12 protein-coding genes are annotated in these 17077 nt (G+C 54.3%); 10 read left to right on the forward strand and 2 right to left on the reverse strand.

Going from position 1 to position 17077, the window contains the following annotated elements; genetic code table 11:
• The first annotated feature begins 29 nt into the window (after positions 1-29).
• Together G491_RS0123400 and G491_RS32200 are read left to right on the forward strand one after the other, a co-directional pair.
• Entirely contained in the window at positions 30-2285 is a 2256-nt protein-coding gene (locus G491_RS0123400) for a TonB-dependent receptor plug domain-containing protein (protein WP_084511662.1), read from the forward strand.
• Between the two features lie 283 nt (positions 2286-2568).
• A complete protein-coding gene (locus G491_RS32200; protein ID WP_169829511.1) occupies positions 2569-4356 on the forward strand; it encodes a TonB-dependent receptor plug domain-containing protein in 1788 nt (595 codons plus the stop codon).
• A 15-nt stretch (positions 4357-4371) separates the two neighbouring features.
• Here G491_RS32200 and G491_RS0123410 read toward each other — a convergent pair whose 3' ends face one another.
• On the reverse strand, positions 4372-5997 hold the full coding sequence (locus tag G491_RS0123410; RefSeq protein WP_028316276.1) for a thiamine pyrophosphate-binding protein: 1626 nt from the start codon (positions 5995-5997) through the stop codon (positions 4372-4374).
• A 9-nt stretch (positions 5998-6006) separates the two neighbouring features.
• Positions 6007-6528 (reverse strand): rubrerythrin family protein, encoded by a 522-nt coding sequence (locus tag G491_RS0123415; protein ID WP_015948259.1) that lies wholly within the window; start codon positions 6526-6528, stop codon positions 6007-6009.
• Positions 6529-6911: 383 nt separating this feature from the next.
• On the opposite strand from G491_RS0123415, the gene G491_RS34530 reads away from it, so the two are divergent.
• The 8 genes from G491_RS34530 (at position 6912) to G491_RS0123455 (ending at position 17070) form a co-directional block, all read left to right on the forward strand.
• Entirely contained in the window at positions 6912-9947 is a 3036-nt protein-coding gene (locus G491_RS34530; RefSeq protein ID WP_051327483.1) for a PAS domain S-box protein, read from the forward strand.
• Between the two features lie 137 nt (positions 9948-10084).
• Positions 10085-10660 (forward strand): flavodoxin family protein, encoded by a 576-nt coding sequence (locus G491_RS0123425; RefSeq protein ID WP_015948257.1) that lies wholly within the window; start codon positions 10085-10087, stop codon positions 10658-10660.
• Between the two features lie 127 nt (positions 10661-10787).
• Positions 10788-11897, forward strand: coding sequence for a DUF362 domain-containing protein (locus G491_RS0123430; RefSeq protein WP_028316277.1), 1110 nt, complete (start codon positions 10788-10790; stop codon positions 11895-11897).
• Positions 11898-11940: 43 nt separating this feature from the next.
• The gene (locus G491_RS0123435) at positions 11941-12438 is read left to right on the forward strand and encodes a YbhB/YbcL family Raf kinase inhibitor-like protein (protein WP_035219942.1); all 498 of its coding nucleotides are present in this window, start codon (positions 11941-11943) and stop codon (positions 12436-12438) included.
• A gap of 58 nt (positions 12439-12496) precedes the next feature.
• Positions 12497-12856, forward strand: coding sequence for a hypothetical protein (locus tag G491_RS0123440; protein ID WP_028316279.1), 360 nt, complete (start codon positions 12497-12499; stop codon positions 12854-12856).
• A 969-nt stretch (positions 12857-13825) separates the two neighbouring features.
• Positions 13826-14902 carry a branched-chain amino acid ABC transporter permease gene (locus G491_RS0123445; protein WP_035219943.1) on the forward strand — a complete coding sequence of 359 codons (1077 nt, stop codon included), beginning with the start codon at positions 13826-13828 and terminating at the stop codon, positions 14900-14902.
• 62 nt (positions 14903-14964) lie between these two features.
• Positions 14965-15840, forward strand: a complete 876-nt coding sequence (locus tag G491_RS0123450; protein ID WP_028316281.1) for a branched-chain amino acid ABC transporter permease — start codon at positions 14965-14967, stop codon at positions 15838-15840.
• Between the two features lie 39 nt (positions 15841-15879).
• Positions 15880-17070, forward strand: a complete 1191-nt coding sequence (locus G491_RS0123455) for an ABC transporter substrate-binding protein (protein WP_028316282.1) — start codon at positions 15880-15882, stop codon at positions 17068-17070.
• Positions 17071-17077 lie beyond the last annotated feature (7 nt).

Here is a 17077-nt window from a genome sequence, read left to right on the forward strand (position 1 = left end):
TGAACTTATAGGAAAAAAGGAGAAGTAAGATGAAGTACAGGGGAGAATTTCTGACGGGCGTCGTTTCAATTCTCGTCGGGTTGCTTATGGCGGTTCCGGTCTTTGCCGCGGACCCAGATACGGCCCCGGAAGCCAAAAGCATGGAAAAAATGCAAGTAACCTCCACCAGAACCCAGAAAAAGGCTGACCTGGCCCCGGCCAGCGTGAGCGTTATCACCAAGGAAGACATGGAGGTTATGCAGATCAATACCATTGATGAAGCCCTGCGTTACGAAAAGGGCGTGTATCTGGATCGCCCCGGCGGATTGGGAGATGCTTTGCCGGCAACCACCATGCGCGGCCTTCCGGGAGACGAACGCTCCCTGGTCATGGTGGACGGCATTCCGGTTAACGATCCTTACTCCTCATTGGTGCCGTACAACATGATCGATCCCAACGCCATCAGCCAGATTGAAGTCGTGCTTGGCCCCGGCTCCGCCTTGTTCGGCGGCAACGCCGTGGGCGGCTCGGTCAACCTGATTACCAAGGATCCCAAGGAACTGGAAGCCGGCGGCAGACTGGGCTGCGGCACGTACAATAATCAAAAGGCCGGCGCCTGGGTGGGCGACAAGGTCGGCGAAAGATTCACATACCGGATCACTATGGACTGGGAAGCCCAGGAAGGCTATCCCACGCAATTGGTCACCAAAACCACCAAAGCAGGCGCAGCCACCGGCATTAGCGGCGGGAATGAAATCAACTACAGCGTCATTGCCGGTACTGATCAGGTCGCCAAACGTTGGGTGGTCGGCGACAAGGGCGACAAAAACTCCGAGCGTTATGGGGGCACCCTCCGGACCACATGGAAGACCACGGACACCGGCAAGCTGACTTTCATGTTTATGGGGGGCAGCCATACATATGAATATGACGCGCCGCACAGCTACATCAGCGATGGAAACGACTTTATTTTTTCCGGGGTAGTCGAAGCCGGAAGCGGTCAGGTGACTTCCAAGGTTAATCCCAAAGACTTCCTGGCGGGTAAAGGCGCCCGTGAGTATTACGCCCCGTCCCTGAAGTACGAGGAAACCTTTGGGAATGTGGATGTCACAACCAAGTTGGCCTGGCAGAAGCGCGAATCCTGGTACACATCCCTTAGCGGAGCTTCCAGCAGCGAGACCTATTACAGCGCCAAAGGCCAATATGTGGCTTCCGAAGACAACGAGTACATGGCTGAAATCCAGGGCGATTATGCATTCAACTGGATGCGCAAGCATGTGCTTACCGCTGGTCTTTTTTATAAACAAGGAACCTTTGAACAGGAAACCACCCGCCTTCGCTATTACCAGGATGAAGACTCCACATGGGGCGGCGTGGTTGACCTGACCGAAGGCGACACGACCTTCCTGGCGCCTTTCCTTCAGGTGGAATGGAGCCTGCACGATAAAGTAACCTTGTACACCGGCGCCCGCATCGACTGGTGGTGGGCGAAAAACGGCAAGTCCGGCGATCCGAAAAATCTCGCCATTCTTGAAGATAAGGATAAAAGCGCAGTCAGTCCAAGAGTGTCCATGGTTTGGGAGCCCGTTAAAGACTCAACCTATGTTCGGGCCTCCGTCGCTCAGGCCTTCAAACCGCCCACAATCTATGATCTCTTCCGCACATGGTACGGCAGCACAGGCACCTTGTACAAATCCAACCCCGACTTGGATCCCGAAACCATGTGGAACTATGAAGTCGGCGTGGACCAGTACCTGCTGAACAGAAAAATTAAGCTGGGCGGCACGTTCATTTTCTCTCAGATTCAGGACCTGATAACAAATTATTATGAAGCGCCCAAAGTGGCAAAGAAAACCAACGTGGGCAAGGTGGACATCATTGGTTTTGAAGCGGACGCCAGGGTGTACCCCACCGACTGGATGCAATTCTTCGTGAATTACGGCCGGTATGAAAGCGAGATCAAAGAATACGAGCTGGATAAAACCGTGGAAGGCCACAGCCTTTTGGAATTCCCGCGGGATCTTGTAAAACTTGGGACGGATTTTCGATTCTGGAAATTTCAGTATAGCATCTTCGGCCAATATTTCGGGAAAACCTATTGGGAAGATGACAATTCCTATACGGATGAAGAAACCTACATGGGCTACTATCCCCACTGGGAATGGGATACCAAGCTGACCTTCAATGCTACGGATAAGGTGCACGCCTCCGTCGCCGTAAATAACGTCTTTGACGAAGGCGAATACTGGGGCGGTTCCGTTAAGGCCGGCCAAACTGTGTACGGCGAAATCCGTTTTGAAATGTAAAACAGCTTCAGCCTAAAAAGCACTGCGGCGGGGGATCCTTTTCCCCCGCCGCATCTTTTTGAATTGTCGAAAAAGAGCTGCACAGGGATTGTGAGAATTGTCGACATTTGCTAATTGCTTTGACGAGACATCTAAGTTGGAGCGGAAAAATCCTCTTTATCAAAGAGGTTATAGGATAGTTATGCGCTTATTGCTTCTTCCGGGAAACCCCCCCTTTTCCTTAAGGGGCCTTTGTTCCCTTGTCGCCGCCCTTCTTGCTTTTTGCTTTTGCAATGCAACCGCCTTGGCCCATGACCAGGAGCCTATCGCCCTGGAAGACATGGTGGTCACCCAATCCCGGTTGGACGAATACGTTAAAAACTATCCCCAGCAACTGGATATTCTGCAACGGGAATCCATCCAGCAGGGCCACTACCACAAAGTGAGCGAGGCCCTGGCCTCCATGCCTGGAGTGGACGCAACCGAAAGCGTGACGGGAGGAACCCGCATTGCCATTCGCGGCGCGGGCCAGGGGCATGTTTTGGTGCTGGTAAACGGCCGCCCCGCCGGCGCCACGCAGTACGGCAGCGCGGACATCAACAGCATTCCCATGGAAATGGTGGAGCGCATTGAGGTGTACAAACCGCCCATTCCCGTCTGGCTGGGCGCCGGAGGCTCCAACGGAGCCGTGAACATCGTGCTCCAGCAGGACGTCAAAAGAAAAAAAGCCTTTACCGGACGCGCGGAAGCCTATGGCGGCTCCCGCGGCAAAGTTGGAGGCAGCGCTTCCGGTTCATTCAAGGTCAACGACCACGCTTTGGGGTTGTCCGCAGGCGCAAGCCATCAGGACGGATTCCGCGTCAACAGCGACAGGGATACGGCTAAGGCGAGCGTTAGCTGGCAAAATCCCAAAACGTCCCCCACCCGATGGGACGGCAGCGCCAGGTACTACCATTCCGAGCACGGCTCTCCAGGCAGGACGGACAATCCCACCCCCGACGCCAGGCAGCAATACAATAAAGGATCGGCTGATTTGCGGGCCCGCGGTTTTTTTAATGATCAGGCCGAGTATGAAGTCAAAGTGTTCGGAGAAACCCTGCGTCTGGAGGACGAGTCCCAAAGCGGCCTCACTTCCCTGCTTGACTCCAACCTGATTGGAATCAAGGAGGAAACCACCATCGCCGACAGCCTGGGCAAGTGGGCCTTGCGCTTTGGCGGCAACGGCAAATGGGAAGGCGCCGACCACACCCTTTCCGGGGACCACGAACGGACCCAAGGCGGCCTCCACGGCCAGTTTGACCGGGATGAGGGGGCTTTCACATGGACCCTGGGCGTCCGGGGGGATCTCGTCTCCGACTTTGATTTTCAGCCCGGCGCTACGGTCGGCGTGGGAGTTCCCGTTGGAAAAGGGCATCAGATCAAGGCCCGGGCCGGATACACCACCCACGTCCCGACTTTCGGCCAGTTGTATCAGCCCGCCCACGGCTCCATTGACCAGGTTCGCGGCAACCCTGATCTTATTGAAGAGCGCATCGTCTCCTGCTCCCTGGGCTGGCAATGGGACATCTCCAAGAAAAACAGGCTGGAGTGCACCCTGTTTCGGGAGGACGTGTGGGACAAGATTCAGTACGATGATTACTCTGACCTGATCAAGCGGCCTGTCAACCTGGACCGGACCAACAGGACGGGCGCCGAATTGGCGCTTTCATGGACCGTGGGCGCGGTGGGGCTTGAAGGCTCGTACGTGCTGCAAACCACGGAAAACGAGCACAACGGCAAGGATCTCCCGTACTCGCCGGCGCACACGTTTAAACTGACGGTAAAAAGCAAGGCCGGCCCGTGGAAAACCCGTCTGGAAGGCGTGGGCAGGGTTGTTAGCGATCAATACTCGGATATTTCCAACACCGAGGAAAAACAGGTGGACGCCTACGCATCCTTTGACGCCAAGGCAGTTCAGCCCTTTTCCCTTTGGGGAAAATCCGCCGAGGCTTACGTCAAAGTTCAAAACCTCTTGGACGCCAATTACGAGACGCACCACGGCTATCCCGACGACGGCTTCCGCTTCACCGCCGGGCTGAGCATGGATTTTTAAAAAGAAGTTTAGGGATTAAACCAAGTCCGGATCGGTGAGCACTTCAACCAGCGCCGGGCCGTTGTACGCGAAGGCCTGCTCCAGGGCGCCGTCCAGATTATAGGCGGACTCCACGCGAATTCCCCGGGCGCCGCAAATCTCCGCGTATTTGGCGAAATCCGGGTTGCGCAAGGACGTGGACCACACGGTTTTTTTATCAGCCTTCTGCTCTTTGGCGATCTTGCCCAGCCTGCTGTTGTTCAGCAAAACATGTTTGATCGGCATGCGGTATTTCACCGCCGTGGTCAACTCGCCCAAGTACTGGCCGAACCCGCCGTCCCCGGTTACCGCAACTACGGGCCTGTCCGGGGCGGCGCAGCAGGCGCCCATGGCGGCCGGATATCCGGACCCGATGGAGCCCAGCATGCCGGAGAGCAGCACGCGCTGGTGCTTGGATTCAAAATATCTGCCAAAGGAATAGGTGTTGTCGCCCACATCCAGGGCTATGACTGCGTTGGCGGGCGTACGGCGGGACATGGCTTCAAAGACGGCTGCGGAACTGATCCCCTTGCCTTGGTCCTTGGACGCTCTGTTGGCCTTGGTTTCCCGCCATTTTTCCCATTGTTCAGCCAATTCTCGCCGGGGATTCTCTTTGGGAACGGCCGCCGAAAGCGCCTTGCCAAGCTCTTCCAACGTAATTTGTATATCCCCCCATACGGGCAGGGTCACGGGGCGGAATTTTCCCAGGGCCGCAGGGTCAAGATCTACCTGAATGGCCGGGATGTCCTCTGCAATGCGGGTGTGAGGCGCAAAGGCGGCCCCCAGCACCAACAGCAGGTCCGCGTTCCGCATGGTTCGCATGGCCATGGGAGTTCCGCTTAAGCCAAGTACGCCGCAGGCTAGAGGGTGCGAGTCCGGGATGAAGCCCTTGGCCTTGAAGGTGGTCATGAGCGGGATGTTCCAGGCCTTGGCGAAACTCACCACGGTTTCAACGGACTGCAGGCAGCCATGGCCCATGATAATGACGGGCCGCTCCGCCCTCAGAAACAGCTCCGCCGCCTGATCCACGTCATTTTTTGCGGGGGAAATCTTTCGCCGCGCTATCCTTCCTACGGGCGATCCGGGCGCGGCGTTTTCATCCACCTCCAGTTCCTGCACGTCGTTGGGAAAAACCAGATGAGCGACGTCCCTGTTTTCCAAGGCGCTTTTCATGGCCAGATTCATGAGTTCGGCGTGATTGCTGGACTTATAGACGGTCTGGGAAAAACAGGTCGCTCCAGCGAAAGCCTTGTGCAAATCCACTTCCTGAAAGCTGTTCCTCCCCAGCATGTTGGAATTCACCTGCCCGGTCAGGGCGATCACCGGAACCCGGTCCATGTGGGCGTCCCATAAGCCGGTCAGCAGATTGGTGGCTCCGGGCCCTGCAATGGATAAACACGCTGCCGGCCTGCCGGAAAGTTTGGCATAGGCCGAGGCGGCGAAGGCGGCGGCGCCTTCATGGCGTATGCCTATGAATTGAAGATCGCCCGTTAAACAGCGTTGGCGGATGGCTTCGGCCAAGCCTAAATTGGAATGGCCCACCATTCCAAAAATATGGTGGACGCCCCAATTTATCAGGGTGTCCACCATTAGTTCACTCACATTGCGGGATTGGGATTCCATACACCCCTTTTAGAAGACCATGCATGCGGGTTCATAGTATTCCTGGGGATACTGACAGCTGGGGCACTTCTTGGGGGGCTCTTTGGCTTCCACAATGTAGCCGCAGATGCCGCATTTCCAGGCGATGGGCTCGTCCCGTTTGTATACCGTGCCGTTTTCCACCATTTCAAGGATTTTTTTATATCTTTCACGGTGTTCGGCTTCCACCTTGCCCACCTGAATAAACAGACGCGCTGCTTCCTTGTCTCCTTCATCCTCGGCCTCCTTGGCGAAGTCGGGATACATGGTGACGGTCTCATAGTCTTCTCCGTCAATGGCTTCCTTCAAATTGGCGATGGTGTCGCCCAGGCCGCCCATTTTCATGAAATGGTCTTTGGCGTGCTGCATTTCATTAAAGGCGGTCTCTTCAAAGATTTTGGCTATGTAATGATACCCTTCCTGCCTGGCGACTTCGGCGAAAAAGGTGTATTTGTTGCGAGCTTGAGATTCACCGGCAAACGCGGCGGCCAGATTTTCCATGGTCTTGGACATGGTTTCCTCCTTTGATTTTTGAGTTATGTGATCAAATTCATCCCGTATTATAGTGGAAGTTCTTTTTGACGTCCATTGTTTTGGAAAACAGCTAACAGATAATGATAATCATTGTCAAGTAGAAAGTTTCAAGCCTTTCCCTTCTTGTGAATTCCTAACAAAAACAATGGGTATCATGATAGCTTCTAGTAATTTTATAAAATTATACATAAACCCAAAAAGGTCAACAATGAAATTTGAGCAGCGTCCAAGGAGCTTGACTTTGTTGGAAAGGGTTGAATATAAAGTGATCTGGTGTTTGGTGGTATATTGGCGCCTCAATTCCGCGAAATTTGAATATTTTGAATCATTATCTGCGCGCCCTTAATCAACCAGAGGTGGTTATGTTTCGTCCCCGCAGCCTGCTGGTCAGGCTGATAGCCTCTTTTCTAAGCCTTTTACTCATCGGTATTGCCGTTTCGTCTTTTTTTTCCTGGATTCAAGCCCGAACCACGGTTGAAAAAGTCGTGTATGACGAATTGCAGGCGGCGGCGTCCGTCAAAAGGGCCGACCTGCAAGAATGGGTGGAGCGGCAGCGCAAGCAGATTATGCTGATGTCGCAGCTTCCGGACGTGCGTATATTATGCGAGGATCTGGCGCCGGACGGGGACGGCCCGGTTTTTGTTGAAGCCCAGGATTATCTGCGGGGGCTGCTTAACTCGGTGACAAGCTCCGTGCCCGGACTGGCGGAAGTGTTCATACTTTCCCGGGAAAAAGGCAAGGTGCTGGTTTCCACGAATGAAAGCCACGAGGGTTTGGATAGATCCGGCCAAGCCTATTTTGAGATGGGACGCGACGGAGTGTTTTTGCAGAACCTGTATCTCCCTGAAGGCGAATCTTCACCCACCATGACAGTGTCGGCCCCGATCAAGGACTCTCAGGGGGAGACATTGGCCGTATTGGCCGGGCGGCTCAACCTGGATAACATGAATAAAGAAGTCATGGTCTGGACCTCCTTTCAGGAAGGCCGTGAAGTCCTTCTGGTGGATCGCAGGTTCGGCATACTCAACAAGCATGTTGCGCCCGGCCAGAGGGAATCCTGGAACCTGAATACTGAGGGCGTCCGAAAGTCCTTGGCCGGAGCGAGCGGATACGGAACTTACATTAATCACGCCGGCCGCAAGGTCATGGGCGTGTATCAGTGGATCCGGGAATGGGACCTTGGCCTGCTGGTGGAGGTGGACGAAAAGCGCGGCCTTGCCCAAGCCAGGAGAATCGCCGGGACGGTGCTTGGGACGGGCATCATCGTGGCCTGCATCCTGGCGGTGGCGGTATATTTTATATCCCTGCGATTTGTGCGGCCGGTTACGGCAATCACCAGAGCCACTCAGGCGGCGGCGAAAGGCGATCTGACGCAAAAGGTGCCGGTCCGATCCCGGGATGAAATGGGGGTTCTGGCGGAAAACTTCAATTCCATGATCAGCCAGTTGCAGGCTTTGTATGCGGCCATGGAAGTAAAGATCGACCAGGTTCAGCAAGCCAAGGAGACCATTGCGGATCGGGAAAAATGGTTTCGCGCCCTCATTGAAAACGCCACCGATATTGTTACAATTTTGAACGCCAATGGCATCATCACCTATCAAAGCCCCTCGGTGGAGCGTATTCTGGGCCTGGATCCCGTGGATATGGTGGGCCGCAGCATTCTGGATTGGTTTCATCCCCAGGATGCGGACAAGTTCGAAGAATTGCTGCTGAGTATGATAGAGCGCCCCGGCATGCCGAAGGTGACGGAATTCCGTTTAAGGCATCGGGACGGAACCTGGCGCATCCTGGAATTGTTGGGCAATAATCTTCTGGCCGATCCTTTGATAGACGGCGTGATCCTGAACATTCGCGAAGTGACGGAACGTCGCCAGGCGGAAAAGGCTCTGGAGGAGGAAAAGGAGCGTTTGGCGGTCACCCTGCGAAGCATCGGCGACGGGGTTATCGCCACGGATGGAAAAGGGCTTATCCGGTTGTTTAACGAAGAAGCCCAGCGCCTGACCGGTTGGTCCGTCTCCGACGCTTTGGGCCGGCCCGCCAGGGAAGTGCTGCATATCCACCATGTAAACAGGGAGGACGACCGCCTGGATCTGGCGGGCGCGGTTTTGACCAGCGGAAGGGTGGAGCCTCGGGGGGACGCCATGGTGGTTTCCATGGACGGGGTTTCCACGCCAATCTCCTCCAGTGCTTCGCCTATTACGGACGAGATTGGCCGGGCCATCGGGGCCATCCTGATTTTGCGGGACGTGACTCAGCGCAGAAAATATGAAACCGAATTGCAAAAGATGGACAAGCTGGAGTCAATCGGCGTCCTGGCCGGCGGCATCGCCCATGATTTCAACAACATCCTTACCGGGGTTTTGGGAAGCATTTCCCTGGCCAAGCTCTATGGCCAGGGTAACGAAAAAGTCGTGTCCAAACTTCAGGAAGCGGAAAGGGCCTGCCTTACCGCTCGGGAGCTGACCCAGCAATTGCTGACTTTCGCCCGGGGCGGGGCGCCGGTCAAGGAAAGCGCTTCCCTGGCGGAACTCCTCAAGGAGTGCGTGGGCTTTGTCTTGTCCGGCTCCAAAGTCCGGTGCGAGTACTACGTTCCCGAGGATCTCATGCCCGCCGAGGTGGACGCCTCCCAGATACGTCAGGTGATCCAGAACCTGGTGATTAACGCCACCCAGGCCATGCCCCAGGGCGGAATTTTGTATATTTCAGCCCAAAATGTGAAAGTGGAGGAAAAGGACAACCTCCCGCTCCCGCCCGGACAATATGTGGAAATGTCCATCCGGGATCAAGGGGAAGGCATTCCCCCCGAAGACCTTTCCAATATCTTTGACCCTTATTTCACCACCAAACAGGAAGGCAGCGGCTTGGGCCTGGCCACAGCCTATTCCATCGTCAAAAAGCACGACGGCCACATTGGGGTGGAATCCGTCTTAGGCGAGGGAACCAGCTTTACGGTTTATCTGCCCGCATCCGACTCCAAACCGGTTTCCAAAGAAAGTCGAGCCCAGGTATTGGATCGCGGCCAGGGCAAAGTGCTGCTGATGGACGATGAAAGGGTGGTGCGGGACGTGACCGGCGAGATTCTTGAGTTTCTCGGTTTCGCCGTGACAACGGTCGCCGACGGCGCCCAGGCCGTCGCCGCCTATAAAGAAGCCATGGAGAAAAGCGACCCGTATACTATCGTGATCATGGACCTTACCGTCCCTGGCGGCATGGGCGGCAAGGAAGCCATGGAAAAAATCTGGGACTTGGACAAACAGGCCAAAGCCATCGTGTCGTCAGGCTACTCCCAGGATCCCATCATGAGCGAGTTCCGGCAATTCGGCTTTTCCGGCGTCATCGCCAAGCCCTTCACCCCCGAAAACCTCATGCGCGTCATCAACCGCGCTTTAGATCTTTAACCTATTGTAAAAATAGAAAATATTTCTAATTCTCCTTTGCGGCCCTTAAAAGGTCCGGAGGTTTTACTTTGATATGCCCGTGCCGGGTATGGTATCAAAAAAGACGCCTAACCGAACCAATTATAGGAGGAAAATTAATGAAGGTGACATGTGTTTTGGGAAGCCCCCGCCGGTGGGGGAACACCGCGTTTTTAACGGAAGTCATCGCGGAAACAGCCGAAGAAAAAGGCGCGGAGGTGGAAACCTTTGTTTTAAATAAATTGAATTTCAAAGGCTGCCAGGCCTGTATGTCCTGCAAGGGCAAGTCGGAAAAATGCGTGGTCAAGGACGACATGGGCCCGGTGCTCGACTCGGTCCTGGAGTCCGATGTGCTGGTGCTTGCCTCTCCGGTTTATTTCGGCGACATAACCAGCCAGGCCAAGGCCTTTGTGGACAGGAGCTTCAGCTTCCTGGTTCCCGAATACGCCAAAAAGGAAACTCCCAGCCGATTGGCTCCGGGCAAGAAAATGGTCATCGTCCTGGCTCAGGGCCAACCGGATGACTCCCTTTTCGCGGATATCTTCCCCCGTTACGAGGCTTTTTTCCGTTGGTACGGATTCACGGAAGTCATCCCGGTCCGCGCATGCGGAGTCTATGATAAAAACGACGCCAAAGATCGCCAGGATCTGGTGGAAATGGCCAAGGAAGCCGGTCTGAGAATCATGGGCGCCTGATTTCAGGCCGTAGACAAGGTTCCCGAATAACAAATCAGGCGGACCGGTTGCAAGAAGCGCCGACAATCTGATACAAGTGTATAAATGTCCCCGCAGCACCCAATAACTTCTGCCAGGAGGTGGTATCATGGCTTCAGACGTCTTTTTCGTGAGTTTCAAAACCAGATCGTGGAAACACAATAAGATCAACCGGATTCAAGAGCTTTTCGACAAAGCCGGTTTTGCCGGTTTTTTGAAGAAAAAGGATCTGACGGCCGTAAAACTTCATTTCGGAGAAAGAGGCAACGATTCCTTTATCAACCCCGTCTATGTGCGCCAGGTGGTGGATAAAATCAAGGAAGCCAAGGCAAAACCCTTTATTACCGACACCAACACCCTGTACTCGGGCAGCCGCGCCAATGCGATAGACCATTACATTACGGCCATCGAGCACGGATTCGCCTACGCCGTGGTCGGCGCGCCCCTGATCATCGCCGACGGCCTGACCAGCAAAAGCATTGCGGAAGTGGAGATCGATAAAAAGCATTTCAAGTCCGTGAAAATCGCCTCGGACATCGTCTGCGCCGACGCCATTATCGCCCTTTCCCATTTCAAGGGGCATGAATTGGCGGGATGGGGCGGGGCCATAAAAAATCTGGCCATGGGGTGCGCCCCGGCGGCCGGCAAGCAGCAGCAGCACGACCTCACCATGAAGGTGGATAAAGATAAGTGCACCGGCTGCGGAAGCTGCGAGGACGTCTGCCCTGTGGGCGCCGCCAAGCTGGAGGACGAGATTTCCATCATAGACGCCAAGGTGTGCATCGGCTGCGGCGAATGCATGACCGTATGCCCTGAAAAAGCCATCAATCCCGATTGGGCCACGGACATCGGCGCTTTCATGGAGCGCATGACCGAATACGCCTACGGCGCCGTCAAGGATAAATTGGGCAAAATGGGATTCATCAACTTTGTCCAGAACGTCACCCCGGATTGCGACTGCGTGCCCTGGAGCGACTCGCCCATCGTACCTGATGTGGGCATCCTGGCTTCCACGGACCCGGTGGCCCTGGATAAGGCCAGCCTGGACCTGGTGAACGACCAGATCGGCCATCAACACGACTTGCTAAAGGGCAACCACGACCCCGGCCTGGACAAATTTCAGGGCATGAGGAGCTACACTAAGGGGAACGTGCAGGTCTCTTATGGAGAGGAAATCGGCCTGGGAACCCAGGAGTACAATCTGATCAAACTGGATTAGCCTTATCGCCGAGCGCGGGGATTTGGCTTGAGGAGGGGAAAGCATGAACCCGAACGGCATCCTGGAATTAACGGTGGCCAGCTCCGCGTTCGAAGACCTGGAAACCATACCATTTGAACACACTCAATTCGGAGCAAACCGCTCCGTTCCTCTGGCCTGGGAAGGGGCTCCGGAAGGCGTGAAAAGTTACGCCGTCGTCGCAAACGATCCGGACGCCCCCTCCCCAAGGCTGCGCCTTTTCAACTTCACCCATTGGGTCGTTTTTGACATTCCGCCCGACATGGCCTCGCTGGAGCCCGGCCTGCCCGTCAAGCCCCTTTTGGAAAAGGGAATCAAGCAGGGGAAAAACGGGTACGGCAAAAACGGCTACGCAGGACCCAAACCGCCGTTCGGCGAGCACCGGTACATTTTCACCGTATACGCCCTGGACGCCATGTTGGGCCTGGATCCCGCCAAAACAGGCAAAAAAGCCCTGCTAAAAGCCATGCAAGGCCGCATCCTCGCCCAGGGAAAAATAACCGGCCTCTATAAAAAAGGTTGAATCCGCCCGCTGGACGTTCCTATCCCGTACGTTTGATTAATTAAGGATTTTTAATTGAATGAGAAGTGCAAACTATTCAACATTAGGTTTTTTATTACTGGTTTTAGGGGTTTCTATTATCATCAAATCTGATTCTGCCTTTTACAGTGACAAATATGGTTTTAATATTGACCTGACTGAATATAAGTACTTGTTCGGCTTCCTTCTTTCAGCACTGGGAATGGGCTTCCTCCGGACATCCATGGGGTATGATCCGGAGAAGGAGCATGATGAGAATGAAGCCTTTATTTGTCTACAATGTAGGGTCCCTATTTGTCGAAGGGATGCGCCGGACTTGAAATGTAAAGAATGCGGCCGAGATCTTGAATCCGTGAAAGGCTTTTTTGAGAGGCATCCTGAGTTGAAAGAAAAAAACTAAGAGCTCTTCTTCAATGGCGGCATATCTTAGGCTCTTGGGGACGACCTTAAGTTTTTAAGTTAGTGTTATAATTAGGGGATGTAAAGCCCATTTCCATCCCAGCCTTATCAAAAAAAATCCCGCGGACCCTGGCAGCAAAAAGCAACAACGCTGCCGCTGCCGCCCAACTACTTGACTCTCAGGTTGTACATGCAGGCTTGAGCCAACGAGCCGAATTCAGCCTCCAAGGACGCAAGATGCAATGTAGTGTCAGGGCTTGCCCTGCTTTTTTTTTATACGCTCCATTGGCCGTAAGTCACGTATTTGGGGATGGAGCGCATTCCCGCTGTCTTGCGCGTAGCGCCATTGAAAAGTTCTTTGCGGAGCTTTCTTTCAAGAAAGCGACTCGCCGAGGGCAGGCCCCTATTTTTGCAGTTCGACGCCCAAAGCAGATCCACATCTTCTAATTCATTTAAAAATCAAATTCATGATTTTTTAGTGTTGTTTTTGATTTGGATAAAGGCAGGCTGGGTGAAGATTGCTGAGGTAAGATTGGGATAGGAATTAGGAAAAGTGGGCGGCTTAAGGCGCCTATGGGAGCCTCGCCGCAACTACGGTGGGATGGGTTCTCAGATAAACCCTAATACTACAAGTGCGCCTGCCGAAAGATGGCGGGCGAGCCGATGACAAACAGAACGTTTGTGACGGCTCACCCTAATCGACGAGTATATTACTCGTCTATTTTGGCTTTTATGCCATAAATCCTGGTAGTAGTCAATGAACAATTTCATGGGGGCAATGTTGCCTGTTTCACACAACTCCCGGTTTACTTCCTGATTGGAAGGCCAGGTTTCTGAAAAGCAAGTGACATGGAAAGACAGCTTGTGTTAATGCTTGGGTCGCTGCCTAAGGGGAGCCGTCGTTTCTACGGACCTGAATGATTTCAAGATATCGGCGCCGTTTATGGAATGGCATGCCGGAGCATTGTGCATGGATATGGAACGGGATCACTATGAGGATGTAGCGTTCTTTACATCGCGTTTGGGCGTGTTATGGTTTGTCATCCTGGCGTCCGGGCTGCTCCTTTTTCCATTCATCGCCTCCAACTATTTGAAAACCTATTATATATACGTCGCCAACTGCATTGCTATCAACATCATCGCCGCCATAGGCCTTAATTTGCTTGTGGGATGCACTGGACAGATATCCTTGGGACACGCCGGATTTTTTGCGGTAGGCGCGTATGCAACAGCGGCGCTGACCGGCAAACTGGGGGCGCCGTTTTTGCCGTCTTTGCTGATCGCCGCCTCCATTTCCGCTTTGCTGGGCTTTTTATTGGGGCTGCCCGCCTTGCGGCTGGAGGGGCCGTATTTATCCATCGCCACTTTGGGCTTTGGGCTGACGATCACGCAAATTATCGGCAAAATTCAATATCTGGGGGCCCGTCAGGGCCTGCACGCCCCTGACTTGGTTATCGGCCCGTTTAATTTGAGTTCGGACGCCGAAAAGTATTATTTATTCGCCGCAATGGCGTTTGCAGCCTGTCTGTTCGCCCGAAACCTGATGAAAACCAGGGTGGGGCGGGCCTTTATCGCCATCCGGGATTCGGACGTGGCCGCTTCAACCATGGGGGTGAACCTCATGATTTACAAGACCCTGGCCTTTGCAGTCAGCGCCTTTTTCGCAGGGCTGGCCGGGGGGCTTTACGCCTTCGTTTTGGGATATATACAGCCCGACACCTTTAATTTGCTCATGTCCATCATGTTTTTGGCCATGATTGTCGTGGGCGGCCTGGGCTCCATATCGGGGGCCGTCGCCGGGGCGGTTTTGCTGACCTGGCTGGACCTGACCCTTCGCAATGTCCTGGACGTTCCCGTATTGGGGGATTGGCTGAAGAGTCTGTCCCAGTCCTATTTTTCCATTACCGGGGTCAGCAATATCCAGTATATTGTCTTTGGCGCCATCATGGTTTTGATTATGCTGTTTGAGCCTCTTGGCCTGCACGGCATATGGCTTCGCGCCAGGCGATATTGGCAAGCCCGCTCAAGCAGGGGGCGCAGCGGGTAAAATTTTTGCAAACCCGCAGGGCACCGGCTCGGCCGGCGTCTGAAAACGGGTTGGACGGCGAAATGACGGAGTTTTTGCAAATAATGCTCAATGGGGTCGCCGCGGGCAGCGGCTACGCCCTTATGGGCATTGCCATGGTCATTATATACAAGACCTCGGAGGTGGTGAACTTCGCCCAGGGGGAAATGGCGTTGGCGTCGGTTTTTTTCACCTATATGATTCTCCGGAATTACGGAGTTCCCTTTGTTTACGCCATGCCTTTGGCCGCCTTGTTCGCCGTGTTTGTGGGCTGTGTGCTGGAGTTTGCGGTTTTAAGGAGAGCCAGGCGGCAAACCACCTTGGGCATGATCATCGTAACCATAGGGCTGGAAATGATACTCATGGGCCTGGTTTCCTGGAAATTCGGCGCCGATCACAAAGTGATGCCCTTTCCCATTACGGAGTTCGAGTCCATTTGGCTGGGGGGCTTTTATGTCACCACGTTGGAGGCCGTCACCTTTTCCGTTGTCTGGGCTGTCATGCTGGGATTGTTTGTGTTTTACCGCTACACGCGCTTAGGCTTGATCATGAAGGCGACCCAGCAAAACAGGTCCGCGGCCAAACTCATGGGAGTGAGGACCAACCGGGTGCTCATGTTCACCTGGGGCTTGTCTTCCCTGGTCGGCTGCATCGCGGGCCTGCTTCTCGCCCCCCGGTCCATGGAGCCGTTCATGATGTGGGACCCCATGCTGAAAGGCTTCGCCGGCGCTGTTGTGGGGGGGATGACCTCCATACCCGGAGCGGTGTTCGGCGCCTATTTTATAGGCATTGTAGAAAACCTGTTCGGCCGTTACGCATCTATGGAATTTAAGTCTGCAGTGGCTTTTGCTTTAATAGTAATTGTATTGTGTGTTAAACCAAGCGGGATTTTTTCTCGCCATTATGTTAAAAAGGTATAGTAAAAAATACTCAAAGCACTCATGGACAGGAGGACTGGCATGAGAACAAATATTCTCTTGGCATCTTTTGCTTTATTCTCTTTGATTGCATGCATGGGCTTTCCCGCCTTTGCTGAAGAGGGCGTGACCGATACGGAGATTCATATCGGCCAGTGGGGGCCCCAGACAGGCCCCGCCGCAGCCTGGGGTTCGGTGGCCAGGGGCACGGGCGTACTGTTTGAAATGATTAATGAAAAAGGCGGCATCCACGGCCGGAAGATCATCTACCACACCTTCAACGACGCCTACAACCCGGCTCAAACCCTGGCGGGCGTCAAGCAACTGCAGGAAAGCGTAGGGATTTTCGCCTGGGTGGGGGGCGTGGGCACGGCCCCTGGAATGGCCGTGAAAGACTACCTCATGGAGCGCAAGACGCCCTGGATCAGCCCGGCTTCCGGCTCCATGCACTGGATAGATCCTCCGCAAAAATATCTTTTTGCAACCTATCCCCTGTATAAAATGGAAGCCAAGGCTTTATGCCGCTACTCGGTGGAAATTCTGGGTAAAACCCGGGTCGCCATTGCCTACCAAAATGACGATTACGGCGCCAACGGCCTCAAGGGCGCCAAGGAAGAGCTTGCAAAACACGGCCTGACCTTAGTCGCCGAAGTTCCTGTGGACACGGCGGAGGGCGATCTGAGGCCCCAAGCCGCAAAACTCAAGCAGGCGGATGCAGACACCGTCCTCTTGTGGGTGGCGCCCAAGCACGCCATTGCATTATTGGGGGCGGCTAAAGCCATGAAGTACGATCCCCAGTGGATGAGCACCAGCACCTGTTCGGACTATCCTTACCTCTACGATATAAGCAAAGGCCTGTGGGAAGGCGTCATCACCACCTTTTTCGGGGACGGGCCCGACTCCTTCGGCCCTCTCATGCGGGAATATAAAGCCGCCTACGACAAATTTGCCGCTCCCGGCGAAAGATGGGGCACTTTTTTTACCTCCGGCTTCGGCTTTGCGGAACCCCTGGTGGAAGCCCTGCACCGGTGCGGACGTGACCTCACCCGCGAACGCCTGGTGGAGGAGTTGGAAAAGCTGCAATACTTCCGGGGCGTCATGGGCAGAATCAGCTTTGCGCCCTTTGACCCCAATGACCCCATGTGCCGTCAGGGGCAGACCGAAGTGTTTATCGCTAAGTGCGTGGAAGACGGCGACATGGTCCAGTTGACCGATTGGCTGAAAATCGACTGATTTTGCG

Origin of the sequence: Desulfatibacillum aliphaticivorans DSM 15576, from assembly GCF_000429905.1 — a bacterium.
Lineage (GTDB): Bacteria > Desulfobacterota > Desulfobacteria > Desulfobacterales > Desulfatibacillaceae > Desulfatibacillum > Desulfatibacillum aliphaticivorans.